The organism is Streptomyces sp. M-16, from assembly GCF_052114405.1.
In the GTDB taxonomy this organism is placed as follows: domain Bacteria; phylum Actinomycetota; class Actinomycetes; order Streptomycetales; family Streptomycetaceae; genus Streptomyces.
This window is the reverse complement of record NZ_JBFRER010000001.1, coordinates 96,418-122,782: the sequence shown is the minus strand read 5'-3', so window position 1 is coordinate 122,782 and position 26,365 is coordinate 96,418. Positions and strand designations below refer to the sequence as shown.

Genomic DNA, 26,365 nt, shown 5'->3' with positions numbered 1-26,365 from the left:
ACGCGGCGGTGGCGGCGGTACGCCGAGTGTGGGCGTTCCTCCGGTGTCCGGGGACCGGGTTCACTCCGGCCCGACAGTTGGCATACTTCGTCCCCGTGGACCAGTTGATCGCAGCAGACCCGACCCACATCGGCCCCTACCGTCTGATCGCCCGGCTGGGTGAGGGCGGCATGGGCCTGGTGTATCTGGGCCGTTCCGAGGGCGGCCGCACCGTCGCGGTGAAGGTCGTTCAGGCCGAGCACGCCGGGCACCCCGAGTTCCGCAGGCGCTTCGCCCGCGAGGTGGCCGCCGCCCGGCGGGTGGGCGGGGACTGGACGGCAGCGGTCCTCGACGCCGACCCGGAGGCCGCCGTGCCGTGGGTGGCGACGCAGTACATCCCGGGGCCGGACCTGCGCACGGTGGTCGCCGAGGATTTCGGGCCGCTGCCCGAGTACTCGGTGCACACCCTCGCCAACCGGCTGGCCGTCGCCCTGCGGGCCGTGCACGAGGCGGGCCTGATCCACCGTGACCTGAAGCCGTCCAACGTACTGGTCACCATCGACGGCCCCCGTGTCATCGACTTCGGCATCGCGCGGGCGATGGACAGCCTCACCGGGGACAGCCTGCACACCCGCACCGGCATGCTCATCGGCTCCCCCGGCTTCATGTCTCCGGAACAGGTCCGCGGCCGCGAACTCACCCCCGCCAGCGACGTCTTCTGCCTCGGTGCCGTCCTCGTGTACGCCTCCACCGGGCGGCTCCTCTTCGGCGCCGCCGACTCCGGGCTGAACGCCCACCTCTTCCGGGTCGCCGAGGAGGAACCGGACCTCACCGGCGTTCCGCAGCCGCTGACCGGCCTCGTACGCGCCTGCCTGGAGAAGGACCCGGCCGCCCGGCCCACCCCCCAGGAGGTCGCCGACCGGACGGCGGTCGAACAGGCCGGGGAGTGGCTGCCGGGCACGGTACTGGCGCAACTCGGCCGCCGCGCCGCCAGGTTGCTGGACTGGGCCCCCGAGACACCCGCTGCGGAGCCCGCCGCGCCGCCGGACCCCCGCCTCCCCTCCGTGCCGCGCCAGCACCAGCCGGTGCCCGCGCCGCCGCCCCCGTACGCGCCCCCGGCCCCGGCCGCGGCGCGGTCCGTCCCCGCGCAGGACTTCGGGCCGCCCCCGGCCGCCCTTCCCGACCCGGCCGCCCCGCACCCCGGGCGTTGGTGGGGGCTGGGCGTGATCGCCCTGACGCAGTTGCTGGTACTGCTCGACGTGATGGGTTTCAGCTCCGCCCTGCCGACCGTCCAGGCCGATCTCGGCTTCGCCGGCGACGGACTGAACCCGGTCACCGCCTACGCACTCGCCTTTGCCGGGCTGCTGCTGCCCGGCGGGTATCTCTGCGACCTCGTTGGCGCCAAGCGGACCCTGATCACCGGCATGGTCGGCTTCGCGGTGGCCTCCGTGCTCTGTGGCTCGGCCGGCGACCCCGGCCTGCTGATCGCGGCGCGCGCCCTGCAGGGCGCGTTCGCCGCCCTGCTCACACCGTCCGCGCTGTCCCTGGTGTCCACCGGTTTCACCGACCCGAGGGAACGCGCCCGGGCCTTCGGGATCTACGGGGCGGTCGCGGCCGGCGGCGGGGCGCTCGGGCTGCTCGCGGGTGGCTGGCTCGCGGAGCTGGCGTCCTGGCGGATGTCGCAGTACGCCACCGTTCCGCTGGCGGCGCTCGCGCTGACCGGCGCGGCCACCCTGCTGCCGGGCCGCCCGCCCGGCGGCGGCGCCCGCCCCGACCCGCTCGGCGTGCTGCTCGGTTCCGCCGGACTCGCCGCCCTGGTCTACGGCATGGACGAGGCCGGGCGGCTCGGCTGGACCACCCCCCTGGCCCTGGGCCTCCTCGCGGTGGGCGTCCTCCTGCTCGCGGCCTTCCTGTGGCGGCGGACCACGACGTCCGGCGCCCCGTCGGCCGGGTACCCCGGCGAGGACCGCGACCGCCTCGGCTGCGTCCTGGCGATGGGCCTGACCGGAGCCGGGTTCCTGGCGCTGCTCCCCACGCTCACCGGCTACATGCAGTACGTCTTCGGCTACGCCCCGGGCATGACCGGGGTGATGCTCCTGCCGCTGGCCGCCTCGGCCGTCCTCGCCGCCACGCAGGTCTCGGCGCGTCTCCAGGACCGCACCGCGCCCCGCGTGCTGATCGTGTCGGGACTGGTCACTGCCGCCGCCGGGACGCTGCTCCTCGCCGCCCTCGACTCCGGCAGCGCGTACGGGCCCCATGTGGTGCCCGGCATGGTCCTCGCCGGTTTCGGCAGCGGTCTGGCCTCCGGACCGCTCTTCGCCACCGCCACTTCCGGCGTCGCCCCGCGGCACTCCGGCACGGCCTCGGCGGTCGTCGTCATGGCCCAGCAGGTGGGCGAGTCGATCGGTGCGGCACTGCTCGTGACCCTCGTCAGCGCCCGGCTGGCCGATTCGTCGGAGGAGAACCAGTCCGAGCAGCTGATGCACGGCTACACCGACACCCTCTGGTGGGCGGCCGGCGCCCTGCTGCTGGCGGCCCTGGTCGCCGGCCTGCTGGTCAGGGCCCGGGCACCCAGAACGGCCGGCGTCAACGCCCGGTGACCGGGCTCTGTGGTTTCAGGCCAGGGCTCGGCTGCGCGGGAGCCGTGACCCGAAGGGGTTCCGTCCTCGATGGCCGACACACAGGACGACCCCGCCGCCGAGCCCGGACCTGGCGGCGAGTGGGCCTTCGGGACGGGGCCGGCCGCCGACCCGGCCCACTGGCCACCCGGCAGCCCGTTGATGGAGGAGTGCATCGCCAAGGACGGACTGACTCGCCCGCACTGCGCGCCGGCCCCCGCCACGTCGCCGACTGGGACGTCGATGCGCGAGACCTCCCTGATCTGCCGGGTCTCCGACGGAGGCAGCCCACCGGCAGGCTGACGCCCGGGCGGGCTCGGCCTTGCGCCGAGCCCGCCACTGCGGCTCCACTACTGAGCCGGACCCCTGTCACGCCGTCAGCGCTGCAGTGTCAGCAGACCCGGCCGGTAGGGCAGGAGGCCGTAGTCGACGCCGTCGGAGCTGGGGCTGCGTCCCTGGTAGAGCAGCTGCAGGTGGCAGGGATCGACGGTCATGGTCTGATCGGCGGTGGTGCGGATCAGTTCGCCATGGCTGATGTCGTTGGTCCAAGTGGCACCGCTGTTGGCCTTGCCGGCGAAGGGGTTGCTCTCGGTGGCGGCCTGCGGGGTCCACGAACCGTTCAGGCTGGAGGCCGTGAACGAGCGGAAGTAGCGCTGCTCGTTCGCACCCCGAGCCTCGACGATCATGAGGTACTGGTTCTGGCCCTGGACCTTGTAGACCTGCGGCGCCTCGAACAGGTTCTTCACCGTGTCGCTCATGACCGTCGTGGACGAGGAGCCGAAGCTGCCCGGGAAGTTCCCGATCGGCATGCTCGCCCGGTAGATCTTGCCGTTGTCACCTGCGAAGAACAGGTACATGTTCTGGTCGTCACCGATGACCGTCTGGTCGATGGGTGCTGCTCCGGCGCCGATGCTTCCGGAGAAGAGCTCCTGCGGTGAAGACCAGCCGTTCGGGTTGGTGGGGTCGCTCGACGTCCGGTAGGAGAACGCGGTCGCACCCCACTGGTAGGTGAGCACCCAGATGTTCTTCGGCGCGAAGTAGAACAGCGTCGGCGCGACGGTGCCGCTCGACATCGTGTTCTGGCCGGTCGAGGCCATGTCCGACCAGTTGGTGAACGGGCTGAAGTTCATCGAGCCCCAGTTGTTCCCCGTGTCGTGGGTCGTCGCGTAGACGAGTTGCTTGCCGTTGTAGGGGACGACGGTGAAGTCCTTGAGCGAGGCCCACCCGGCCTTGGGCTGCGCCAGCGCGCCCGTCGATGCCCAGCGGTAGGACGACGGAAGACCACACGAGCCGGGGTTGCCGGCGCCGACCCGGGCGAGCTGCCACTGCTGGTTGGTGCCGCCCCAGTCGTCGTACTGGACGATGTTCGCGTTGTCGGCGGTGGAGCCGCCTTGTACTTCGAGGGCCTTGTTGCTGTGGCGCGCGATGAGCCTCACGTAGCCGTCCGAGCTGTCGGCCAGCCGCCACTGCTGGTTGGTGCCGTTCGCGTCGGCCCACTGGACGATCGCGGCGCCGTTCGCGGTGGACCCGTTCTGGACGTCCAGCACCTTGCCGGAGAGGCGGGACTTGATGCGGTAGTAACCGCCGCCGGAGTCGACGAACTGCCACTGCTGCTGGTTCTGGTCGTTCCTGGTCCACTGGGTGATGCGGGCGCCGTCGTTGGTCGCCAGGTTGTAGACGTCCAGGGCCTTGCCGCTGTTGCGGTTGACGAGCGCATACGAGGCATTGGGGTCGACGGTCGCCGCGGCGGCGGGCGGGGCGCCGAGGAGAGTGGCCCCGAGCAGCAAGGACGACAGAACCGCGAGTACGAGACTCAGGATCAGGGGTGGATGGCGAAACCGCATCAGAAGAGCTCCTTCGGGGGGTGGGGGCGGGGCGGCCCCGACGCACCGCGGAGCGGCCGCGTCGGGAAGTCAGGGACGAGGTAGGTGTCAAGTCGGCCGCACATGCCGAAGCGTTGGTGCTCCGGGCGCTCCAGCCGTGACACTGCGCCGTGGTCGAGGTGGGAGAGGTCTCCGGCCTTCAGCCGTTCCAGCTGACGGCCGGTCGTGACGGCTGCGGCGAGGGCGCCGTCGCGCCATCGGATCCGCCAGGCGTCCAGGAGGTCGCTCTTGAGGCGGTGGGCCGCGATGTGGAACTCCTGCAGGCCGCCTTCGCGCAAGGCCAGGAAACCCTCCAGTGCCAGGTCGCGGCGGCGGCGGGCTGCCGCGGAACGGTCGCCGCTCAGGCCGGCCGCCCTGCCGTAGGCGTGGGGATCGGCCAGCACGGGCGCGGGGAAGGTGAAGACGGCGTCGCCCGCCTCGGGGAGTCCGCCGTTCTGCATGAGCACCACGAGGCGCAGGCCTCCGTCGTTGACGAGGCGGTGGACCGTGCCGGGGGTGAACCAGACGACGTCGCCGGGGAGCAGTGCGGTCTCGTCGAAACCGGAGGTGGTGAGGGTCTGTACGCTGCCCGCGCCGTCGATGACGACGTAGGCCTCGGAGCAGACGAGGTGCATGTGGGGCGTGCCGCCGCACAGCCCGTCGGCGGCCTCCCAGTCGTAGACGGTCAACCCGGAGATCCCCACGCCGCCGGGGAGAAGGGTCACCACGGGTGTTCCGCGATGTGGCGGGACAGGCGCCCGGCGGTCCATGCGCCGTCGGCCACGACGATCCGGTAGCGGCGCGACAGGGTGTCGCCGGGGGCCAGTGGCAGCTCCTTGCCGAACGCCAGGGACGGGTTGACGGCGGGGATGGGTTCACTGCGGACGAACCAGTGGCAGGGGGCGTCGGGGTCGTCCAGGAACAGGAGCGTGGAGGAGCGGTCGACCTCGTCGTGCGCGCCGATGAAGGCCAGCCAGTCGCCCTGCTCGCCCATCGCGGGGCCGATCACTTCGCCGCCGGCGAACGCGCGCGGGCCGCGCCAGAACAGGCCGGAGTATCCGGCGAGCTCTCTGCCCTGCGTGCCGGGGCTGCCGAACACCAGACCGCTGTCGCGGACGTTGGTCAGCGAGGTGGTGACGTCCAGGGTCCAGAAGTCGGCCCCTACGTCGTGTGCGGTCAGCGTCCGGTGCTCGTCGATCCAGTACTCCCCCGCCATCGTGATCCAGGCCAGGGCTTCGGTGATCACGGCGCGGCCGGGGCCCGTTCCGGCGGACACGGCGAGGCTGTGCATCGTGCCGAGGTTCGGCAGGTCCACGTAGCCCTGGCCGCGCAGGTAGGTGCCGCCGCCCCAGAAGTTCTGCCCCGACACCCACGACGCCGTGATCTGGATGCCCTTGTGCCAGCGGTGGTCGTGTGGCCGGTACCCGGTGACCACGTCGCCGGCGAGCGTGCGCACCGGATGCAGGTAGGGCTTCGGCGCCTCGAAGGGGTCGATGACCGACCGGTGCACGTACCGGAAGAGGTCGACGTCGCGAGCCCGGACGGTCAGCGAGTCCTCGTTCTCGAGGAGTTCGAACGTCACCGGAACACCCCCGGGCGCCCTCCGTTGAGCGAGCCGTAGAACGGGTCGGCCGCTTCGATCTCTCCGCGCCGGACCGGCAGGCCGGTGATCGCGGCCTTGTACAAGGCGGTGACCAGTTCCATGGTGGGCCTGCCGAGATCGGGCCGGATGCCCGCCTCGTAGTCGTCCAGGAAGGCCGCGAGCTGGGCGGTGTGCGAGCTGGGCACGTCGTCCGGCGGGTCCCACTTCACGCCCGGCGATCTCGTCGTGAAGGTCCAGTCCGCGTTGGAGTAGCCGTACAGGTGCCGCAGCTCGACCGTGGCGTCGGTGAGATCGAAGCGCAGGTAGCTCTCCTCGCGGGGGGAAAGGACGCTGTTGACGACCGTCGCGACGGCTCCGTTGTCGAACCGGACCAGGGCTGCGGACACGTCCTCGGTCTGGACTTCGCGCGCGAGGCGGCCGGCCATCGCGCGTACCTCGGTCCATTCGCCGAGCACCGCGAGCATCAGGTCCATCTGGTGGATGCCGTGGCCCAGGGTCGGGCCACCGCCCTCGCTCTCCCAGGTGCCGCGCCAGGGCACGTCGTAGTAGGCGTCGTCGCGGTACCACGCCGTGACGCACTGCGCGACGAGCGGACGGCCCAGGGTCCCGGCCGTGATCCGGTCGCGCAGGTACCGGGACCCCGAGCCGTACCTGTGCTGGAACACCGCGCCCGCGTGGGCGGGCCCTTCGGCGGCACGAATCCGGTCGAGCTCGGCCAGCGACAGGGCCACCGGCTTCTCGCACCACACCCACGCCTGCGCCTCCAGGCAGGCCACGGCCTGTTCGGCGTGCAGGAACGGAGGCGTGCACAGGTGCACGAGGTCCGGGCTCTGCTCCCCCAGCATGGTGTGCAGGTCGGTGTAGACCGCGCGGATGCCGTGTTCGGCCGCGAACGCCTGGGCGCGCGCGGCGTCCACGTCGACGGCTGCCACGATCCGGGCCCGGTGCGCCTGCGCGCGGAGGGCGGGAACGTGGCAGATGCCCGCGATCCCGCCCGTTCCGACGATCGCCGTCCTGATCATCCGCCCAACACCTCCTTGATCGAGTGGTAGGCGGGCTTGGGCAGCAGGTTCTCGTCGTAGGGCAGCGCCGCGCCCTCGCCGGGGAAGACCGAGGGGATCCACGAGTACCTGTCCGTGTAGTCCCAGATGGTGACTCCGACGCACTTCTTGACCGCCATGCAGGCCTTGACGTAGTCGGCGTACCAGGTGGCCTGTGTGGCGAGCTTTTCCGGGGTCGCGGGGAGGGCCATCCGGATGTCGAGCTCGGTGATCGCGACGTCGACCCCGAGGCCGGCGAAGCGCTCCATGTTCTGCTGGACGTAGCCGGGGAAGCCGTACTGGAGCGCCAGGTGGCCCTGGATGCCGAAGCCGTCCACCGGGACCCCGTCGGCCTTCATCTGCTTGATCAGGGTGTAGTAGGCGTCGCTCTTGGGGCCTGTGCCGTCGACGTTGTAGTCGTTGAGGTACAGCTTGGCGTGCCGGTCGGCCTCGTGGGCCCAGCGCAGGGCGTCGGAGATGTAGCCGGGGCCGAGCGTCTTGTAGAAGAGCGATTCACGGTAGGTGCCGTCCTCGTTGAAGGCCTCGTTGACGACGTCCCAGTGGATCACTTGACCCTTGAAGTGCCGGACCTCCGTCTGGATGTGGTTCTTGAGGACGGCACGCAGCTCGTCGGCACTCCAGGTGCCCTCGGTGAGCCATGCGGGGAGCTGGTTGTGCCAGATGAGGGTGTGGCCGCGGACCTTCTGGTGGTGGGCCTTGGCGAACGCGACGACCTTGTCGGCGTCGGTGAAGTCGAAGACGCCGCGCACGGGCTCGGTGGCGTACCACTTCATGGCGTTGCCGGGGGTGGTCTGGCCGAATTCGCTGCCGAGGAGCTTCAGGTAGGCGGCGTCGGTGAACTCGGGGTTGTCGGTGGCGGAGCCGAAGTACTTGTGGTGCTTCGCGGCCAGTTCGCCAAGCGTCCTGGGACGGGGCTCGGCGGCTGCGGGCGCTGCGGCGAGACCGGCCGAGAGGCAGATGGCGGCGGACAGGGCGGTGAGGATCCGGGACATGGGTGCGGACATGGGTATGGACATGGCGGGTTGCTCCTCGGGGTGCGGGCGGTTCAGTCGAGGACGATCGTGGTCAGCGCGCGCGGGGCGAGAGTCGCCGTGAGGGTGGTGCCGTGCGTGGAGACGATGTCGGCCGGGGTGATCGAGCGGGTCCCGTCGGTGACGTAGCCGTCGGGGTGCCGGTCGTGCCCGCCGCGAAGGGAGAACTCGGTGGAGCTTTCGGTGGTCGCGGTGTTGAGGATTTCGATCACGCGGCTGCCGTCGGCGTTGCGGAAGGCCGTGATCTGCAGTGCCGGGTCGGCTTTCGTGACCGGTACGCGGACGGCGCCGGGCCGGATGAAGCGGCTGAAGGCGGCCAGGGCCCAGTACCGCTTGGATACCCGGTAGTCGTCTCCGGGGTTGGCGAGCTGGATGAGCCCCCGGGTCGCGCCGAGGGACGCGCCGGTCCAGTAGACGTAGGCACTGGCGTTGCCGGTGGTCAGGGTGTTCTGGATGTCGGCGGCGACGGCGAGACCGTCGTAGCCGCTGCCGTCGTCCCAGTTCTCGTTCCAGGTGGCACCGTCCGGAGACCATTCCGACATCCACACGGGCTTGTCCGTCGGCTGCGCGACCGCGGTCGGACCGCTGTAGCGGTGGCCGGTGACGGTCCGCACGGACGTGCCGGCGGCGGGGTCCGCCTCGATGGCCTCGGTGTAGGCGACCTGCCGGTCCCAGCCGGCGGCGTCGCAGCAGATCAGCTCGGCCCTCAGTCCGGATGCGCGGACGGTCGGCCCGAGCACCTTGAGGAAGTCCGCGGCCTGCTGCGGGGTGAACCGCATCGAGGCGTAGGTCGCCGTCCAGTCGGGTTCGTTGGTGAATCCCAGGTCGGTGATCCCGATGCCTTCCTGACGGTAGAACTTCGCGTACTGGACTAGGTAGTTCGCGTAGGCCCGACGCCATTCGGGCCGCAGCTCACCGCCGTTGTTCTCGCTCCCATTGGTCTTCATGAAGGCCGGGGCGCTCCAGGCGTCGGCGTAGAACCGTTTGACGCCGTAGGCCTTGGCCTCCTTGGCCAGCCAGACCTGGCCGCCGTCCCAGCCGTCCCAGACGTACTTCGGTGGGGCGTCCGGGCCGCCGGGGTCGGCCGGCAGGATCGTCGGCATGTGGTCGTAGACCCTGTCGGTCGACGACCCGATGCCCAGGCGCAGGATCGACAGGCCCGCGCCCTTGTCCTTGTTGAGCAGCAGGTCGAGCACCTCGCGCTGCTTGGCCGGGCTGAGGCCGCGCGCGCCGTGCAGCAGGTCGGCCCGCTGGAAGGCCATCGAGAAGCCGAATCCGTCGATGGGCTGGAGCGCTGTGCGGAAGTCGATGCTGGTTCGCGCGGGGGCGGGGGCGGGCGCGGGCGTTTGGACGGGGGCGGCAACGGCCTGTGATGTTAGCGCTAACAAATATGGGACTGCCAGGGCGATCAGACGTTTCACAAGGTCTCCTCGGGGGTGGAGGTCGCGCGGGACGGGTCAGCCCTTGGTGGCGCCCGCCGTGAGGCCGCCGATCAACTGCCGCTCGGCGACGGCGTAGAACGCGAGGGCGGGGACCATGGCGAGCACGATGTAGGCGAGGACGAGTGCGTAGTCGGTCGAGTACTGGCCCTGGAACTGCTGGACTCCGACCGGGATGGTCTGCCATTTCGGGTCGTTGAACACCAGCAGCGGCAGGAAGAAGTTGTTCCAGCTCGCGACGATCGCCAGCACCGACACCGTGCCGAGCGCCGGACGCGCCATCGGCAGCAGGATCTTCCAGAAGAAGCGGAACTTGCCGCAGCCGTCCATGATGGCCGCCTCCTCGACCTCCGCCGGGATGGTCCGGAAGAAGCCGCGCAGGATGGTGATCGTCATGGGGAGCCCGAAGGCCGCCTGCGGGAGGACCACTCCGAGCGGGTTGTCGAGCAGGTCGAAATTGCGCAGCAGCAGGAACAACGGCAGGACGGCCACGGCGAACGGGAACATGAGCCCGATCGTGAACAGCGTGTAGAACAGCTCCCTGCCCCGGAAGGCGTAGCGGGCCAGCGCGAACGCCGCCATCGCGGAGGCCGCCACCGTGCAGCAGGTCGTGCCGATCGCGATGCCCGCGCTGTTGGCGATCTGCCGCCAGAACGTTCCGTCGCCGAGGATGCCGGTGTAGTTGCCGGCCTTCCAGTGTTCGGGCAGCCCGAACGGGTTGGTCGTCAGCTCGCCGGTGCTCTTGAACCCGGAGAGCACCGCGTAGACCAGCGGCACGACGACGAACGCGCCGATCAGCCAGACCACGGCGTGCAGCGACAGGCCTCGTGCCGTCCTGCGTGCGTTCATCGGCCACCTCCCGAGGTGACGGCCCCGCTCAGGTCACGGCGGAGCACATAGCGCTGGTAGAAGAGGGAGAAGACCAGGCTGATCATGAACAGCACCACGCTGATCGCACTGGCATAGCCGACCTGGTAGCGCTTGAACCCGAACTGGAACATCGAGATCGCCATGGTCTCGGACGAGTGGTTGGGCCCGCCCGCCGTCATGACCCACACCAGGTCGAAGAGTTGGATGGCCCCGATGATCGAAAGGAAGGCGCTGATCCGGATCGTCGGGCCGAGCAACGGCAGCGTCACGTGCCGGAAGCGCTGCCATGCGCCCGCGCCGTCGATGGAGGCGGCCTCCAGGATCTCGCTCGGGATGCTCTGCAGTCCGGCGAGGAAGAGCATCATGTGGAAGCCGAAGTACTTCCAGGTCATGACCACGAACAGGGTCGGCATGACCGTCGAGGGATCGGCGAACCACTTCCCCTGCAGCCCCTCCAGGCCGAGGGCGCCGACGAGATGGTCGGCCATGCCCGCACCGGGAAGAAAGATCATCGTGAAGAGGACCGCCGTGACCACCTCGGACAGGACGTACGGCGCGAAGAACAGCATCCGGTAGACGGCCCGGCCGCGCAGCCGCTGGTTGAGCAGGACCGCGGTGAACAGCGCGAACGGCAACTGCACTGTGATCGACAGGGCGATCAGGTACAGCCCGCGCCTCAGATCGCCCAGGAAGACCTGATCGCGGAAGAGCGTGGCGTAGTTCTCGAAGCCGATGAAGTCGTCCAGGGGGCCGGTCCCGCCCCACTTGAAGAAGCCCGTGTAGACGGCGACGACGATCGGTGCCAGGACGAAGACGAGGAAGAGGACCAGAGCCGGAACGAGGAACCAGGCGACCGACGCCCAGCTTCCCCACCCGCGCAGGAGCGACCGCGGCGGCCGGGCGGGCGGGTGCGCCGGCACGGCGTCCTTCCTCCGCTCCTTGGTCAGGGTGGACACGGAGCTAGGCACCCTTCGCAGCCTCGGTGATCGACTTGGTGACCTGCTCGGGCGTCTTCTTGCCCGCGATGAGGTCGGCGACGCTGTCGTTGACCTCCTGGCCCACCGCGGGCGGGTAGGCCTGGTCGAGGAAGAGCTGGAAGCCCGTCGCCTTGACCAGGCTGTCGGCCACCACCTTTCTGTTGGGCTCGGTGAGCCGGCTCTCCGCGCCCTTGACCACCGGCAGGTAGCCGTTGGAGGCCAGCAGCTTGGACTCGTTCTCCAGCACGAAGAACTTCAGGAAGTCCAGCGCCTCCTTCGGGGCCCCCTTGCGCAGTGCGAAGCCACCGCCACCGCCGAACACCTCGGTGGCCTGGCCGACGCCGCCGTCGACCGTCGGGAAGGGGAAGAAGCCCAGGTCCGCTCCGAGGTCCGCGCCCGCGTCCTTCTGTACCGACGGCGCCCACTGCCCCATCAGCTCCATGGCGGCCTTGCCGTTGCCCATGGTCGCGGCCTGGCCGCCGGGGGTGGAGTACCCGACGCCAAGGAAGCCCGTCTGGAACGGCTGGAGGTCGACCAGTTCCTTGAGGTGGGTGCCCGCCCGGACGAAGCCGGCGCCGGTGAAGTCCTTGGTGGTCGCGGCCTGCTGCAGCGCGGGGAGGCCCGCGACGCGCATCGCGAGGTAGGCCCAGTAGTAGTGGCCCGGCCACTTCTCCTTGCCCGCGAGGGCGATCGGAGTGACGCCCGCCGCCTTGAGCTTCTTGACGTCTTCGAGGAACTCGGCCCAGGTGGCCGGCGGAGCGGTGATCCCGGCCTGGGCGAAGAGCTTCTTGTTGTACCAGAAGCCGACCATGCCGACGTCGTAGGGCACCCCGTAGGTCCGGCCCTCGAACTGATAGGCCTGCAGTGAGAGCGGTGTGAGGTCGGACGACCAGCCGAACGCCTCGGTGAGGTCCTCGACCAGCCCCGCGTCGACCTGCTGCCGCAGAACACCGCCGCCCCAGGTCTGGAAGACATCGGGGAGCTTGCCCGATGAAGTGTTGGCCGTCAGCTTGGACTTGAACGCCTCGTTCTCCAACGAGGTCGTCTTGATCGTGATGTTCGGGTGAGCGGTCGTGAACGCCGAGGAGATCTGCGGGAACAGGGATTTGCCCGGCTCCGTCGTGGCAATGTTCCACCACGCGAAGGTCACCTTGCCGTCGGCCGCCGACCCCGAGCCGGAGCCCCCGCCGCCGCAGGCCGCGGTGAGCGAGACGGACAGAGCGGTCAGGCCCGAGAGCGCGAGGAAGCTTCGTCGACTCGGGGGTGTGCTGGCCATGGGACCTCCGGGGTGGTGAATGCCGGTTCGCTTCGAAAATGTTTCGTAACATTCTCGAATTGGTGCTGCCACAAACTAGGAACGTGGAGCCCCCCGGTCAAGCCTTCTTACTGAATTTCCCTTCGCAGCAGCCTACTTATGGCTTGACAACCGGGTCGCGCCGACCGGAAACTCTTCGAAAGTTTGCGATACCTGTCGCTAACCCAAGGCGTCCGCGTGGAGGAGAGAATTGAGCGAGCAGCGCCCGACCCTGGCCGTCATCGCCGCTGAGGCGGGGGTCTCCCAGGCCACCGTGTCCAAGGTGGTCAACGGCCGCTCCGACGTCGCACCCGCGACACGCGAACGGATCGAGAGCCTGCTGCGCTCCCACAACTACCTCCACCCCGGCGCGCAGGCCAGGGCCCGCAGGTCCGGCCTGGTCGACCTGATCATCGGCGGTCTGGACAGCGCGTGGGCAGTGGAGATACTGCGCGGCGTCGAAGCCGAGTGCGCCCGGCGCAGCGTCGGCACCGTCGTATCGCTCGTCCCGCCGGGCGAGGCCACGCCTTCGAGTTGGGCCGCACTGCCGGTCCTGCACCACAGCGACGGCGTCATCCTCGTCACCGCCTCGGTCACCCAGGCCCAGCGCGCCCAAGTCGAACAGGCCGGGGTGGCACTCGTCGTCATCGACCCGATCGACCTGCCGGGCAACGGTGTGCCGAGCATCGGCGCGACCAACTGGGCGGGCGGACTCGCCGCCACGGAACACCTGCTGGAGCTGGGGCACCGCCGGATCGCCGCGATCGGCGGGCGCAAGGAGATGCTCTGCAGTCAGGCCCGCATCGACGGGTACCGCGCCGCGCTGGAGCGGGCCGGGATCGAGGTCGACCGCGACCTGATCCGGTTCGGCGACTTCCAGCACGAGGGCGGGTTCCAGCGCGCCCGGGAACTGCTCGCCCTCCCCGAGCCGCCGACCGCCGTCTTCGCCGGCAGCGACCAGCAGGCCATGGGCGTCTACGAAGCCGCCCGGCAGGGCGGACTGAGCATCCCGCAGGACCTCAGCGTGGTCGGCTTCGACGACCTGCCGATGTGCGAATGGCTGTCGCCGCCGCTGACGACGGTGCGTCAGCCGCTGGAGGAGATGGGCCGGCTCGCCGCCCGCACACTCTTCCAGCTCCTGGACGGCCAGCCCCTGGTCAGCCCCCGGATGGAGCTCTCGACCGAGCTCAAGGTCCGGCTCTCCACCGCCCCGCCCCGTTCCTAGGAGAACTCCTTGACCGAGCCCTGGCGTGACCCCCTCGTGCCCGCGTCCATACGAGTCGCCGATCTGCTGAAGCGGATGACGCTGGAGGAGAAGGCGGGTCAGCTCGCCGGCTTCTGGGCGCTGCCCTCGGATCCGGGCGCACCCGTCGCGCCGATGGAGGACGACTCCGGCGAGCCCGCGGCCGGCCTCGACGACATCGTCGCCCACGGCCTCGGCCAGCTCACCCGGGTGTACGGAACCGCGCCGATCACCGCGGAAGCCGGGATGGAGCGGCTCGCCTCGCTCCAGCGGCAGGTGACCGGAGCCGGCCGGTTCGGGATACCGGCGGTCGCTCACGAGGAGTGTCTGACCGGATTCATGACGTTCGGAGCGACGGTCTTCCCCGGGCCACTGGCCTGGGGCGCCTCCTTCGACCCCGGACTCGTGCGCCGGATGGCCGCCGCCATCGGCGCGGGGATGCGGCGGGTCGGCGTCCACCAGGGGCTGGCTCCGGTCCTCGACGTGGTCCGCGACTACCGGTGGGGCAGGACCGAGGAGTGCATCGGCGAGGACCCCTACCTCGTCGGAGCCATCGGCACCGCCTATGTGCAGGGCTTGGAGGGCTCCGGGATCGTGGCGACGCTCAAGCACTTCGCCGGGTACTCGGCCTCGCGCGGCGGCCGGAACATGGCCCCCGTCGCCTCGGGACCGCGCGAGTTCGCCGACGTACTGGTCGAGCCCTTCGTACGGGCACTGCGCGAGGGGGGAGCCCGGTCGGTGATGAACAGCTACACCGACGTGGACGGCGTTCCGGGGGCCGCCGACGAACGGCTGCTGACCGAACTGCTCAGGGGCGAGCTGGGGTTCGGCGGTGTCGTCGTCGCCGACTACTACGCCGTCTCCTTCCTGGAGACCCGGCACGGTGTCACCGGCTCGCGGGGCGCAGCCGGCGCGCTGGCGCTGACCGCCGGAATCGACGTCGAGCTGCCCACGGCCCGGTGCTACGGCGAGCCGCTGACCGCACTCGTACGGGCGGGAAGCGTGCCCGAGGAGCTCATCGACCGGGCCGCGGAACGGGTCCTGCTCCAGAAGGCCGAGCTCGGCCTGCTCGACCCCGACTGGGAACCCGTCAAGCCCGAGCCGGTCGACCTCGACCCGCCGGAGAACCGGGCACTGGCCAGGCTCCTGGCCGAACGGTCCACCGTGCTGCTCGCCAACGACGGCATCCTGCCGCTGCGGCCGTGCCGGGTCGCGATCAGCGGGCCCTACGCCGACGACCCCCAGTCCTTCCTCGGCTGCTACTCCTTCCCCAACCACGTCGCGCTGCCCGGCGACCTCGGCCTGGAGATCCCAACGCTCGGCGAGGCGCTCACCGCTGCCGGGTTCACGGTCACCGAGGAGGATCCAGACGTGAACCTGCTCGTGCTCGGGGACCGGGCCGGCATGTTCGGCCGGGGCACCTCCGGAGAGGGCTGCGACGCCGAGACCCTCGACCTGCCCGGCGACCAGGCCGCACTCGCCTCCGCCGTGCTGGACTCGCAGGTGCCGACCGTCCTGGTCCTCGTCTCCGGACGGCCCTACGCGCTCGGCGCGCTCGCCGAGCGCGCATCGGCCGTGGTGCAGGCCTTCTTCCCCGGCGAGGAGGGCGGAACGGCGCTGGCCCGGATCATCAGCGGCGCCGCGGAACCGTCCGGGCGGCTGCCCGTCTCCATCCCCCGCCAGGCCGGCGGCCAGCCCGGCACCTACCTGCACGCCAGGCTCGGCGGGCACACCGACTGGAGCTCGGTGGACCCGACCCCGCTGTTCCCGTTCGGCCACGGGCTGAGCTGGACCAGCTTCACCTGCTCGGAGCTCTCCGTGGATCCCGTCGCCGCGACGGACGGGGCCGTCGCCGTTTCGGTCACCGTACGCAACGTCGGCGAGGTGGCCGGGACCGAAGTGGTCCAGCTGTACCTCTCCGACCCCGTGGCGTCCGTCGTCCGGCCGCAGCGGTGGCTCGCCGGATTCGCCAGGGTCGAACTGCGGCCGGGCGCGGCCTCCCGGATCACCTTCTCGGTCCATGCCGACCGGACCTCCTTCACCGGGCTCGACCTGCGCAGAAGAGTGGAGCCCGGGGAGATCGGCGTGGCCGTCGGACGGTCCAGCGGCGATCTTCCGCTCCAGGGCTCCTTCACCCTGGAGGGGCCCGTACGTCACCCTGCGGCCGACCGGGTGCTGTCCGTGCCGGTCGAGATCGTCCCGGCTCCGTGACCGGTTACTTCGGTGATCCCGTGCTGCCCGGGTTCCGGCCCGACCCGTCCGTCTGCCGGGTGGGAGCGGACTACTACCTGGTGACGTCCAGCTTCGAGTGGTTCCCGGGCCTTCCCGTGTTCCACAGCCGCGACCTCGTGAACTGGCGGCGCATCGGCTCCGCGCTCGACCGGGCGTCCCAGCTCGACCTCGACGGGTGCGAGCCCTCCCGGGGTCTGTTCGCGCCGACGATCCGGCACCATGACGGGGTCTTCCACCTCGTCTGCACGTTGATGGACGGCCCCGGTCATTTCGTCGTCACCGCGACCGACCCGGCGGGGCCGTGGTCGGAGCCCCACTGGTTGGAGGGCGAGGGCTTCGATCCGTCGCTGTTCTTCGACGACGGACCGGACGACGGCGAGGGGCACGGGCACGGGGACGGCGAGGGCGACGGCGGCGAGAGCGACGGCGGCGAGAGCGACGGGGACGGCCGGGCCTGGTTCACGGCCGCACGCGTCGTGGACGAAGCCGCGGGGCGCACCGAGATCTGGATGCGCGAATACCTTCCCCGGGAACGACGGCTGACGGGACCCGAGCACGTCCTGTGGTCGGGGAGCCGCCCCGGCGCCCGATGGTCGGAAGCCCCGCACCTCTACAAGACCGCCGGCGCCTATCTACTGCTCACCGCCGAGGGCGGCACCGATGTGGACCACAGCGTGGTGGCCGCCCGCGCCGACCGCGTGACCGGCCCCTACGAGGGCGCCCCCGGCAATCCGGTGCTACCGCCCGCCAAGGGTCCGGTCACCTGTACCGGGCACGCCGACCTCGTCCAAACCCCGAACGGCGACTGGCGGGCCGTCCTCCTGGGCGTCCGCCCCGGCTCCGCCCTCGGCCGCGAGACCTTCCTCAGCCGGATCACCTGGGACGCGGGCTGGCCGGTCTTCTCCCCCGTCGTCCACACCGACCTCCGCCGCCCCGTCCACGACCACTTCGCCACGCTCCGCGCGGACTGGAACATCCTGCGCACGCCGCGGGAGCGGTTCTGGACCACCGGCGAAGGGCTCCGCCTCCAGCTCCGCCCCGAACGCCTCGGTGAACGCACCACCCCGTCCCTCCTGGCCCGCCCCCTGGAGCAGCCCGCCTGCGACGTCTCCACCGAGCTGTACTTCACCCCCACCGCACCGGAGGAACAGGCGGGCCTCGCCGTAGTCCTGGACGACGACACCCACCTCCTCTTCCTCCGCACCGCGGAAGGACTCAGCCTGGGTCGCGGGGCCGAGGTCCTGGCCGGCGTTCGCGTCCCTGCGGGCCCCATTCGCCTGGGGGTCCGCATCCGCGGCTTCAGCCACACCTTCGCCCACGCGGCACCCGACGGAGCCTGGCAGGACCTGACCACCGTCGAAGCCACCTTCCTCACCCCGCTGTTCACCAGCATCCAGCTCGGCCTCTACGCCACCTCCAACGGCCGTCCCTCCACCAACCAAGCCCACTTCACGCGGTTCGACATCGCTTACCCGAGCCCATAGGAACCGCCTGGACCGGCTGCGCGCGGTGCGCGGGACGGTCTTGTCGCCGCCGCCCGTCGAAAGTATTGACACGCCAATTGTGAGCGTTAACACTCGTGCCCAGCAGGCGGCCGCCGCGCCGACCTCGCTGCCACCTGTCGAGGCTCGACAGCCCTTGTGCGCGGCGCCCTCACCCCCCACGGACCATGGAGTTCGCCATGCCGGTTCCGCCCTTCAGCCGCCGCTCCATGATCAAGGCGACCGGCGTCGCGGCCTTGGCCGCAGCTGTCGGCCCCGTACTGGACACCGTCTCCGCGGCGGCGCAGACGCCCCCGGTCAGGTCCGACGTCGGAGTGTCGGCGTTCCCGTTCGGTCTGGGCCAGGTCCGGCTCACCAGCAGCCGCTGGCTCGACAATCAGAACCGCACCCTGGCCTATCTCCGCTTCATCGACGTCGACCGCCTGCTGTACAACTTCCGCTCCAACCACCGGCTCTCCACCAACGCCGCGGCCCCGAACGGAGGATGGGACGACCCGGCGTTCCCCTTCCGCACCCACGTGCAGGGCCACTTCCTCACGGCATGGGCCCAGGCCTACGCCGCGGCCGGGGACACCACCTGCCGCGACAAGGCCGACCGTATGGTGGCCGAACTCGCCGAGTGCCAGGCCAACAACTCCACCGCGGGCTTCTCCGCCGGCTACCTGTCGGGCTTCCCCGAGGCCGACTTCACCAACCTCGAAGCGGGCACGCTGAAGAACGGGAACGTCCCGTACTACTGCGTCCACAAGACCATGGCCGGTCTGCTCGACGTATGGCGCCTCATCGGCAACACGCAGGCCCGCGACGTGCTCCTCGCGCTCGCGGACTGGGTCGACCGGCGCACCGCCGCGCTCAGCCGGAGCACGATGCAGTCGTTGATGGGCGTCGAGTTCGGCGGCATGAACGAGGTGCTGGCCGATCTCCACCAACAGACCGGCGACGCACGCTGGTTGACCACCGCGCAGCGGTTCGACCATGCGGCGGTCTTCGACCCCCTCGCCGCGAACCTGGACCAACTGAACGGGCTGCACGCCAACACGCAGGTACCCAAGTGGATCGGAGCCGTCCGCGAGTACAAGGCCACCGGGACGACCCGCTACCGCGACATCGCCGTCAACGCGTGGACGATCTGCACCACCTCGCACACCTACGCCATCGGCGGGAACAGCCAGGCGGAACACTTCCGGGCCCCGAACGTTATCTCCGGCTTCCTCGTCGCCGACACCTGCGAGCTCTGCAACTCGTACAACATGCTCAAGCTGACCCGAGAACTGTGGCAGCTGGACCCCGGCCGGGCGTCGTACTTCGACTTCTACGAGAAGGCCCTGATCAACCACGTCATCGGAGCCCAGAACCCGGCCGACCCGCACGGGCACGTCACCTACTTCACCCCCCTCAACCCGGGCGGCCGCCGCGGCAAGGGCCCGGCGTGGGGCGGCGGCACCTGGAGCACCGACTACGACACGTTCTGGTGCTGCCAGGGAACGGGCATCGAGTCCAACACGAAGCTGATGGACTCCATCTACTTCCACGACGGCAGCACCACCCTCACGGTGAACCTGTTCCTCCCCTCCGTCCTGGAGTGGACCCAGCGAGGCATCACCGTCACCCAGACCACTTCCTACCCGGCCGACGACACCACGACGATCAAGGTCACCGGCGGCGTCGGCGTCGGCGTCGGCGGGACCTGGTCGATGCGCGTCCGCATCCCCGGATGGGCTTCGGGCGCCACCCTCAGCGTCAACGGCGTCGCCCAGACCGTCACGGCCAGTCCGGGCACCTACGCCACGCTCACCCGGTCCTGGGCCTCCGGCGATACCGTCACCGTGAAGCTCCCCATGCGCGCGGCCCTCCAGGCCGCCAACGACAGCCCCGGTGTCGCGGCGATCACCTACGGCCCCGCCGTCCTCGCCGGCAACTACGGCAGCACCAAACTGTCCTCCCTCCCGGCCCTGGACCCCTCCTCGATCACCCGGACCAGCAGCACCGCCCTCGCCTTCACGGCCACCGCCAACGGGACGAAGGTCGACCTCGCCCCCTTCCACGACGCCCAGGGTTTCAACTACACCGTCTACTGGCGGACCGACACCCCCGGCTTCCGTCTCGTCAACGCGGCCAGCGGACTCGTCCTCGGCATCCGTGACATGTCCACCGCCGACGGGGGTCTCGCTCTGCAGTGGACCGACTCCGGCACCGCCGACCACGACTGGCTCCTCCTCGTCGACGGCACCGCACTGCGGCTGCGCAACCTCAACAGCGGCAAGGTCCTCGGCGTGAAGGACATGTCCACCGCCGACAACGCCCCGATCCTCCAGTGGGGCGACACCGGCACCCCCGACCACCGGTGGACCGTCGTCGACGCCGGCAACGGCTACCACAAGCTTCAAAACGTCCACACCGGCAAGCTGCTCGGCATCGAAGGCGGCGCCACCGCCAACGGCGCCGCGGCCGTACAGGTGCCCGACACCGGAGCCGCCGCCGGCCAGTGGCAGTTCGTCCCCGATGGCGCCAGGCGCATCCAGAACGTCGCCAGCGGGCGGGTACTCGGTGTGCGGGACATGTCCATCGCCGACGGCGGCCTCGCCGTCCAGTGGGACGACAACGGCACCGCCGAACACCTCTGGACGGCCGTCGTCGACACCGACGGCCACCTGCGCCTGCGCAACTCCCACAGCGGCAAGGTCCTCGCCGTGGAGAACGGCGGCACCGCCAACGGCGCCCGGATCGTCCAGTGGGCGGACAACGGCACCGCCGACCACCGGTGGCGCCTGCGCCACGGCGGCGGCGACACCTTCAGGATCCAGTGCGCCAACAGCGGCCGCGTCCTCGCCGTCTCCGGCGCCTCCACCGCCCAGGGAGCACAGGCCGTCCTCTGGGACGACAACGGCACCAACGACCACCTGTGGCGATTCATCTGACCCCGCGCCGGGGGTGTCCGATGGGGCCGCCCCTGCCGCAGGCGCCCGCCGGTCAGGCGGACGCGGGCAGATCGGGGGCGGACTCGCGCACGGTCAAGCGGGTCGGGAGGATCAACGGGCTGGGGCGGTGTCCTTCGATGACACTGACCAGCATCCTGGCCATCTCCTGCCCCAGCGCCCGTACCGGCTGATGGACCGTGGTCAGCGGCGGGCTGGTGTGCCGGGCGCTCGCCAGGTCGTTGAAGCCGATCACCGCGACGTCCTCGGGCACCCGGAGCCCCCGTTCCCGCAAGGTGCGCAGAGCGCCGACGGCCATCGCGTCGGAGGCCGCGAACACCGCGTCGGGAGCGGGGTGCGCCCGGAGCAGCCGCTCCATCGCCTCGGCTCCACCCTCCTCGGTGAACTGCCCGGGCTCGACCCCGAGCAGGGGCAGGCCGGACAAGGTCAGACCGTCGGCGAACCCCTGCTCCCGCGCGACCGCGGCCCTGGCGTCCACCTGGCCGGTGATCATGACGGGCCGTCGGCGGCCCGTGCGCGCGAAGTGCTCGGCGGCCAGGCGGGCACCGCCCCGGTTGTCGGCGTCCACGTACCACGTGGGCTCCCCGACGAGCGGGAGTCCGCCGAAGACGACGGGCAGATCGACCTCCTCGCCCAGGCGGCCCAGCGGATCGTCGCCCCGCAGCGCCATCAGCATGACTCCGTCGGCCCGGCGGGAGCGCAACAGCCGCTCGAACCTCTCCCGGCCGCGCGGGGTGTTGGCCAGCAGCAGGATCAGTTCCAGTTCGGTCTGCTCCAGCGCCGCGCTGACGCCGACGATGACCTCCGCGAAGAACGGGTCCGCGAACAGCCCCGGTTCGTCGCTGGAGAGCGCCAGCACCACCGCTCCGACCCTGCGGTTCGCTAGGGCCTGCGCGGACGGATTGGGCACGAAATCCAGCTCGCGCACCGCCCGTTGGACCGCCTCCCGCTTGGCGCGGCTGACGTGCGGGGCGTTGTTGATCACCCGGGAGGCCGCCGTGCGCGACACACCGGCGCGTGCGGCCACCTCGTCGAGGGTCGGCACGCGCTTGGGTGACGGCTCCATGGAAGAACTGCTCCTCGGGCTCATGCGGACGGCGAACAGCGGCCATGATTCCATGCACCGCCCGGCTTCGGACCTGCACTCGGATGCCGTCCTTGGTCTCGATCCGGTAGCGCTTCCAACCAATGACGCCATCCCGGACGACGCCGGTACTCCCGTGTTCAACCACTTGACACACCCCGACGACGGCCCCAATCATCCCCTCAGCGCGATCCGACCCCACGCCACAACTGGAAGCGCTTCCACTTCCCCACCCCCACCGGAGGAAGAACCATGCGCAAGTCCGTCCGAGCCGCGTCCGCCCTGCTGGCCGGTGCCCTCACCGCCGGTCTCGCCCTGATCAACGCCGGCCCGGCGTACGCCGCCGACCCGACCACCATGACCAGCGGCTTCTACACCGACCCCGACAACTCCGCCCTGCGGTGGACCAACGCGAACCCCGGCGACGGTCGGGCGGCGGCGATCCGGACATCCATCGCCAACACCCCGGCGGCCCGCTGGTTCGGCAACTGGAGCGGCGACATCGGCGCCGCCACCGGGGCCTACGTCGGCCGCGCGGACTCCTACGACAAGTTGCCGGTCCTGGTCGCGTACAACATCCCCAACCGGGACATCTGCGCCGGTCAGTCCGGCGGCGGCGCCGGGAGCCGCGCCGCGTACGACGCCTGGATCGCCGCCTTCGCCAGTGGCATCGGCAGYCGCCCGGCCGTCGTCGTCCTGGAACCCGACGCGCTCGGCCACGAAAGCTGCATGACAGCCGCTCAGATCGCCGAGCGCAACGCCATGCTGAAGAACGCGATCGCCCAGTTCAACGCCAAGGCACCCAACACCTGGGTCTACCTCGACGCCGGGAACCCCGGCTGGATCGGCGCGTCGACCATGGCGCAGCAGCTCGCCGCCGCCGGGGTCAGCGGGGCGCGCGGCTTCGTACTGAACGTCTCCAACTACTTCACCACCGACCAGAACACCTCCTACGGCAACGCGGTCAACTCCGCCCTGGCCTCCTACGGCTACACCAAGCCGTTCGTCGTCGACACCAGCCGCAACGGCAACGGCTCCGACGGCCAGTGGTGCAACCCCGCCGGCCGCCGGATCGGTACTCCCACCCAGCGCGGCGGCGGTGCCGAGATGCTGCTGTGGATCAAGGTCCCCGGCGAGTCCGACGGCAACTGCGGCGTCGGGGCCGGCTCCTCGGCCGGACAGTTCCTGCCGGAGGTCGCCTACAAGATGATCTACGGCTACTGACCCGCCCCCACCCCCTTCCCTCCCCGAAGGCCGGGCCCAGGCGCCGGGGCGAGCTCCGCGGTCCGACGCCGGGCGGCCGGCGAGGCGCGGTGGGCCCGGCACCCGAGCACCCCCACCGAAGGCCCGTGCGCATCTCCCTCCGATTAGTCCTGGCAGCGAGCGCGCTCACGCTGCTCCTCGGCGCCCTCGCCCCGGCCTCCGCCCGATCGAGCTCCGCGCCGGCCTCCCACACGCTTCCCGCGAGCACCCGCTTCTACGTCGATCCCGACAGCGACGCGGCCCACCAAGCCGTCACCGACCTCCTCCACCGGGACTTCGATGGCGCCAAGTCCATGGCGAAGCCGGCCAGTTGGCCGGAGGCCGCCTGGTTCACCGACGGCACCCCGGAGCAGGTCGAATCCCGCGTACGCGACCTGGTGCGCCGGGCGGAGCGGACGTCGCCGACGCTGCGCCACCCCGCCCGCAGGCAAGTACAGCGGCGACCCGCAGACCTGGTGCAACGCTCCCGGTCGCGGCATCGGGGCCCGGCCGACCGCGAACACCCGCGTCCCGCTCGTGGACGCCTACCTGTGGATCAAGACCGTCGGCCAGTCCGACGGCCAGTGCAACCGCAGCATCCCGGGCGGCACCATCGACCCGGAGTACGGCGTCGTCGATCCCGCAGCCGGTGTGTGGTGGCCGGAGCAGGCCAAGTCCCTCGTTCGGAACGCCGCCCCCGCACTGGAGTTCAACACGGCCCGCGCTGATTTCGCCTGAGTTTCAGCAGCAGCCCAGTCGAGCGATCCTCATCGAAATATTTTCGATGAGGATCGCTCTATGAAAAGCGGCCATTGAGCTATTCAGAGGGGCCAAATTCTCGAAAGCCTTTCGAAAGTCTTGACATGTTTCTGTCGTGTTTCCAGACTGAAGCCCGAGGCGATACCCCCCGTCTGTGTCCGGGTGCCGGGTTCCGGCCTTGGATCTTTACGCCCCGACGGTGAGCGTCCTTTCCCCATGGACGCGGAGTCGTTCACACGGATTCCCCCTGCCGCGTTCCCATCCTTCCGTGATTTCTGTCCTGGAGGCTCTTTCATGGGCTCGAATGCCATTCCCCCATCCACCGCCCGCCGGAAGATCGGCGTTCTTCGTACGGCGCTGGTCGCCGGCGCCCTCGCTTCGGCCGCCATCCTGGTGGCTCCGCTCACCTCGCACGCCGCCGAGAGCACGCTCGGTGGCGCGGCCGCGCAGAGCGGCCGTTACTTCGGCACCGCCGTCGCCTCGGGCAGGCTGGGCGACTCGGCGTACACGACGATCGCGGGCCGCGAGTTCAACATGGTGACGCCCGAGAACGAGATGAAGATCGATGCCACCGAACCCCAGCAGGGCCAGTTCAACTTCGCCGCAGGTGACCGCGTCTACAACTGGGCGGTGCAGAACGGCAAGCGGGTACGCGGCCACACCCTGGCCTGGCACTCGCAGCAGCCCGGCTGGATGCAGAACCTCAGCGGCAGCGCGTTGCGCCAGGCGATGACCAACCACATCAACGGCGTGATGGCCCACTACAAGGGCAAGATCGTCCAGTGGGACGTCGTGAACGAGGCCTTCGCCGACGGCAGTTCGGGGGCCAGGCGCGACTCCAACCTGCAGCGCAGCGGCAACGACTGGATCGAGGTCGCCTTCCGCACCGCGCGCGCCGCCGACCCGGCCGCCAAGCTCTGCTACAACGACTACAACGTCGAGAACTGGACCTGGGCGAAGACCCAGGCCGTGTACGCCATGGTCCGGGACTTCAAGCAGCGCGGAGTGCCGATCGACTGCGTCGGCTTCCAGTCCCACTTCAACAACGACAGCCCGTACAACAGCAACTTCCGCACCACCCTGCAGAGCTTCGCCGCCCTCGGCGTCGACGTGGCCGTCACCGAACTCGACATCCAGGGCGCCTCGGCCACGACCTACGCCAACGTGACCAACGACTGCCTGGCCGTCCCGCGCTGCCTCGGCATCACCGTCTGGGGTGTGCGCGACACCGACTCCTGGCGGTCGGAGCAGTCGCCGCTGCTGTTCGACGGCAACGGCAACAAGAAGCCGGCCTACACCTCCGTGCTCAACGTGCTCAACGCCGGCTCCTCCACCCCCACTCCGACCCCCACGCCCGGTTCCGGACAGGTCAAGGGCGTCGGTTCGGGCCGCTGCCTGGACGTGCCCGGTGCCGGCACCACCGACGGCACCCAGCTCAACCTGTGGGACTGCAACAACCGCACCAACCAGCAGTGGTCCTACACCGCCGGGGGCGAGCTCAAGGTCTACGGCGACAAGTGCCTGGACGCCGCCGGCACCGGCAACGGCACCAAGGTCCAGATCTACAGCTGCTGGGGCGGCGACAACCAGAAGTGGCGCCTCAACTCCGACGGATCCATCGTCGGAGTCCAGTCCGGCCTCTGCCTGGACGCCGCCGGCAACGCCGCCGCCAACGGCACCCGGATCCAGCTCTACTCCTGCTCCGGGGGCAGCAACCAGCGCTGGACCCGCACCTGACGACCTGCGACGGCGAAAGGGTGTGACCTGTGAAGAGCCCGCGCGAGCCCGCGCCGGGCAGCCGGACGCACCTCACCACCACCTGCTCGGACTGCCGTACCGGGTACCCGGTCCAATGGGCCGCGTACGACGGAGGCCACTTGCCCGGTCCGGTCGACGGCTCCCCCACGAGAGCGGCGTCACCACCTGGGCGAAGGGCGAGATCTGGAGGTTCTTCGCACAGTACCAGTGACACGCCCGCACCATGGAGTGGAGCCGGGATCATCCTGGCTCCACTCCGTCGTCGTCCACCGATGGCAGCGCTTCCCGCAAGACACCTTCGATGGTACGGTCGCGCGCGCTCATGGGACGCCCTTCGCGTCCCCTCGCACTGGCAGCTGCACGGCTACGGCCGGCCCATCCACGTCAACGTCGCCTACCCGATTCCGGTCGACCCGCCCTTCGTCCCGGACGAGAACGAGACCGGGGACTACCGCCGGACCTTCGACCTGCCCGCCACCTGGGCGGGCACGCCGGCCGTCTGCCGGCCGAGTTCGACGTGACCGAGCAGTTGCGGCCCGGCCGCAACGTGCCGGCGGTGCGGGACGTCTACGGGTGGAGGCCGACGCGGACGCGCCGGTGCGGATCGACGTCCCGGCCCTCGGGATCCACGACCGGCCGGTCGGGGCCGAGTTCGTCTTCCGGGTTCCGCAGCGTGGCCGTCGACGAGGCCGGGGTGCTGCGGGTCGGGCCCGGCCCGGAGCCCTGGCAGCGCAACCCCTGCAACCACCCTCGCCGGCACGACGCCTACTCGGCCAGATGTACCGGCCGGTCGGCCCGCCCGGCCCGGCCCGCGTCGAGGGCGAGCACATACTGCTCCGTCCCGGCCGCTTCGACCGGCCGGCAGAGCTGAGCCC

20 protein-coding genes and 1 pseudogene are annotated in these 26,365 nt (G+C 70.5%); 11 read left to right on the top strand and 10 right to left on the bottom strand.

The annotated features are described in order from the left end of the window. Positions 1 to 95 precede the first annotated feature (95 nt). Both AB4039_RS00515 and AB4039_RS00510 read left to right on the top strand, forming a co-directional pair. Positions 96 to 2,579 carry an MDR family MFS transporter gene (locus tag AB4039_RS00515; protein WP_442269697.1) on the top strand — a complete coding sequence of 828 codons (2,484 nt, stop codon included), beginning with the start codon at positions 96 to 98 and terminating at the stop codon, positions 2,577 to 2,579. A 69-nt stretch (positions 2,580 to 2,648) separates the two neighbouring features. Then, the gene (locus AB4039_RS00510; RefSeq protein WP_442269696.1) at positions 2,649 to 2,900 is read left to right on the top strand and encodes a hypothetical protein; all 252 of its coding nucleotides are present in this window, start codon (positions 2,649 to 2,651) and stop codon (positions 2,898 to 2,900) included. A 74-nt stretch (positions 2,901 to 2,974) separates the two neighbouring features. Here the strand turns inward: AB4039_RS00510 and AB4039_RS00505 are convergent, their stop codons facing one another. The 9 genes from AB4039_RS00505 to AB4039_RS00465 all read right to left on the bottom strand — a co-directional run bounded on the left by AB4039_RS00505 (position 2,975) and on the right by AB4039_RS00465 (position 12,716). After that, complete coding sequence (locus AB4039_RS00505; protein ID WP_266845924.1) at positions 2,975 to 4,441, bottom strand: non-reducing end alpha-L-arabinofuranosidase family hydrolase; 1,467 nt, start codon at positions 4,439 to 4,441, stop codon at positions 2,975 to 2,977. After that, positions 4,441 to 5,229: a cupin domain-containing protein gene (locus tag AB4039_RS00500; protein WP_442269695.1), complete on the bottom strand. Its 789-nt coding sequence runs from the start codon at positions 5,227 to 5,229 to the stop codon at positions 4,441 to 4,443. Before AB4039_RS00500 ends, AB4039_RS00505 begins: the two co-directional genes overlap by 1 nt. After that, on the bottom strand, positions 5,181 to 6,041 hold the full coding sequence (locus AB4039_RS00495; protein WP_442269694.1) for a PmoA family protein: 861 nt from the start codon (positions 6,039 to 6,041) through the stop codon (positions 5,181 to 5,183). Before AB4039_RS00495 ends, AB4039_RS00500 begins: the two co-directional genes overlap by 49 nt. Then, entirely contained in the window at positions 6,038 to 7,084 is a 1,047-nt protein-coding gene (locus AB4039_RS00490) for a Gfo/Idh/MocA family protein (protein WP_442269693.1), read from the bottom strand. Before AB4039_RS00490 ends, AB4039_RS00495 begins: the two co-directional genes overlap by 4 nt. After that, complete coding sequence (locus tag AB4039_RS00485; protein ID WP_442269692.1) at positions 7,081 to 8,139, bottom strand: endo-1,4-beta-xylanase; 1,059 nt, start codon at positions 8,137 to 8,139, stop codon at positions 7,081 to 7,083. The genes AB4039_RS00490 and AB4039_RS00485 overlap by 4 nt, the downstream gene beginning before the upstream one ends. A gap of 29 nt (positions 8,140 to 8,168) precedes the next feature. Beyond that, entirely contained in the window at positions 8,169 to 9,416 is a 1,248-nt protein-coding gene (locus AB4039_RS00480) for a glycoside hydrolase family 30 protein (protein WP_442269691.1), read from the bottom strand. A 195-nt stretch (positions 9,417 to 9,611) separates the two neighbouring features. After that, on the bottom strand, positions 9,612 to 10,442 hold the full coding sequence (locus tag AB4039_RS00475) for a carbohydrate ABC transporter permease (RefSeq protein WP_442269690.1): 831 nt from the start codon (positions 10,440 to 10,442) through the stop codon (positions 9,612 to 9,614). Further along, positions 10,439 to 11,431: a carbohydrate ABC transporter permease gene (locus tag AB4039_RS00470; protein ID WP_442269689.1), complete on the bottom strand. Its 993-nt coding sequence runs from the start codon at positions 11,429 to 11,431 to the stop codon at positions 10,439 to 10,441. The genes AB4039_RS00475 and AB4039_RS00470 overlap by 4 nt, the downstream gene beginning before the upstream one ends. Continuing rightward, positions 11,424 to 12,716: an extracellular solute-binding protein gene (locus AB4039_RS00465; RefSeq protein WP_442269688.1), complete on the bottom strand. Its 1,293-nt coding sequence runs from the start codon at positions 12,714 to 12,716 to the stop codon at positions 11,424 to 11,426. Before AB4039_RS00465 ends, AB4039_RS00470 begins: the two co-directional genes overlap by 8 nt. A gap of 229 nt (positions 12,717 to 12,945) precedes the next feature. Between AB4039_RS00465 and AB4039_RS00460 the strand changes: the two genes are divergently transcribed. The 4 genes from AB4039_RS00460 to AB4039_RS00445 all read left to right on the top strand — a co-directional run bounded on the left by AB4039_RS00460 (position 12,946) and on the right by AB4039_RS00445 (position 20,629). Continuing rightward, positions 12,946 to 13,959 (top strand): LacI family DNA-binding transcriptional regulator, encoded by a 1,014-nt coding sequence (locus AB4039_RS00460; protein ID WP_442269687.1) that lies wholly within the window; start codon positions 12,946 to 12,948, stop codon positions 13,957 to 13,959. A 9-nt stretch (positions 13,960 to 13,968) separates the two neighbouring features. After that, positions 13,969 to 16,188, top strand: a complete 2,220-nt coding sequence (locus tag AB4039_RS00455; RefSeq protein WP_442269686.1) for a glycoside hydrolase family 3 N-terminal domain-containing protein — start codon at positions 13,969 to 13,971, stop codon at positions 16,186 to 16,188. After that, on the top strand, positions 16,185 to 17,693 hold the full coding sequence (locus AB4039_RS00450) for a glycoside hydrolase family 43 protein (protein WP_442269685.1): 1,509 nt from the start codon (positions 16,185 to 16,187) through the stop codon (positions 17,691 to 17,693). Before AB4039_RS00455 ends, AB4039_RS00450 begins: the two co-directional genes overlap by 4 nt. Positions 17,694 to 17,890: 197 nt before the next feature. Then, the gene (locus AB4039_RS00445; protein WP_442269684.1) at positions 17,891 to 20,629 is read left to right on the top strand and encodes a beta-L-arabinofuranosidase domain-containing protein; all 2,739 of its coding nucleotides are present in this window, start codon (positions 17,891 to 17,893) and stop codon (positions 20,627 to 20,629) included. Positions 20,630 to 20,681: 52 nt separating this feature from the next. Here AB4039_RS00445 and AB4039_RS00440 read toward each other — a convergent pair whose 3' ends face one another. Continuing rightward, complete coding sequence (locus AB4039_RS00440) at positions 20,682 to 21,713, bottom strand: LacI family DNA-binding transcriptional regulator (RefSeq protein ID WP_442269683.1); 1,032 nt, start codon at positions 21,711 to 21,713, stop codon at positions 20,682 to 20,684. Positions 21,714 to 21,983: 270 nt separating this feature from the next. Between AB4039_RS00440 and AB4039_RS00435 the strand changes: the two genes are divergently transcribed. The 5 genes and pseudogenes from AB4039_RS00435 (at position 21,984) to AB4039_RS00415 (ending at position 26,011) form a co-directional block, all read left to right on the top strand. Beyond that, complete coding sequence (locus tag AB4039_RS00435; protein WP_442269682.1) at positions 21,984 to 22,955, top strand: glycoside hydrolase family 6 protein; 972 nt, start codon at positions 21,984 to 21,986, stop codon at positions 22,953 to 22,955. Positions 22,956 to 23,273: 318 nt separating this feature from the next. Continuing rightward, entirely contained in the window at positions 23,274 to 23,711 is a 438-nt protein-coding gene (locus AB4039_RS00430; RefSeq protein WP_442269681.1) for a glycoside hydrolase family 6 protein, read from the top strand. A 315-nt stretch (positions 23,712 to 24,026) separates the two neighbouring features. Continuing rightward, on the top strand, positions 24,027 to 25,469 hold the full coding sequence (locus tag AB4039_RS00425) for an endo-1,4-beta-xylanase (protein WP_442269680.1): 1,443 nt from the start codon (positions 24,027 to 24,029) through the stop codon (positions 25,467 to 25,469). Between the two features lie 32 nt (positions 25,470 to 25,501). After that, positions 25,502 to 25,701, top strand: a pseudogene (locus AB4039_RS00420) (RICIN domain-containing protein); the annotation flags it as partial. 61 nt (positions 25,702 to 25,762) lie between these two features. Further along, positions 25,763 to 26,011, top strand: coding sequence for a sugar-binding domain-containing protein (locus AB4039_RS00415; RefSeq protein WP_442269679.1), 249 nt, complete (start codon positions 25,763 to 25,765; stop codon positions 26,009 to 26,011). The last annotated feature ends 354 nt before the right edge of the window (positions 26,012 to 26,365 follow it).

Bases quoted from the DNA above. Each gene is read 5' to 3' on its own strand.
- AB4039_RS00510 (WP_442269696.1), top strand. From the start codon at position 2,649: ATGGCCGACACACAGGACGACCCCGCCGCCGAGCCCGGACCTGGCGGC.
- AB4039_RS00505 (WP_266845924.1), bottom strand. From the start codon at position 4,441: ATGCGGTTTCGCCATCCACCCCTGATCCTGAGTCTCGTACTCGCGGTT.
- AB4039_RS00500 (WP_442269695.1), bottom strand. From the start codon at position 5,229: ATGGACCGCCGGGCGCCTGTCCCGCCACATCGCGGAACACCCGTGGTG.
- AB4039_RS00490 (WP_442269693.1), bottom strand. From the start codon at position 7,084: ATGATCAGGACGGCGATCGTCGGAACGGGCGGGATCGCGGGCATCTGC.
- AB4039_RS00485 (WP_442269692.1), bottom strand. From the start codon at position 8,139: ATGTCCATACCCATGTCCGCACCCATGTCCCGGATCCTCACCGCCCTG.
- AB4039_RS00480 (WP_442269691.1), bottom strand. From the start codon at position 9,416: ATGGCCTTCCAGCGGGCCGACCTGCTGCACGGCGCGCGCGGCCTCAGC.
- AB4039_RS00475 (WP_442269690.1), bottom strand. From the start codon at position 10,442: ATGAACGCACGCAGGACGGCACGAGGCCTGTCGCTGCACGCCGTGGTC.
- AB4039_RS00465 (WP_442269688.1), bottom strand. From the start codon at position 12,716: ATGGCCAGCACACCCCCGAGTCGACGAAGCTTCCTCGCGCTCTCGGGC.
- AB4039_RS00445 (WP_442269684.1), top strand. From the start codon at position 17,891: ATGCCGGTTCCGCCCTTCAGCCGCCGCTCCATGATCAAGGCGACCGGC.
- AB4039_RS00440 (WP_442269683.1), bottom strand. From the start codon at position 21,713: ATGGAGCCGTCACCCAAGCGCGTGCCGACCCTCGACGAGGTGGCCGCA.
- AB4039_RS00430 (WP_442269681.1), top strand. From the start codon at position 23,274: ATGGCGCCAAGTCCATGGCGAAGCCGGCCAGTTGGCCGGAGGCCGCCT.
- AB4039_RS00425 (WP_442269680.1), top strand. From the start codon at position 24,027: ATGGGCTCGAATGCCATTCCCCCATCCACCGCCCGCCGGAAGATCGGC.
- AB4039_RS00415 (WP_442269679.1), top strand. From the start codon at position 25,763: ATGGCAGCGCTTCCCGCAAGACACCTTCGATGGTACGGTCGCGCGCGC.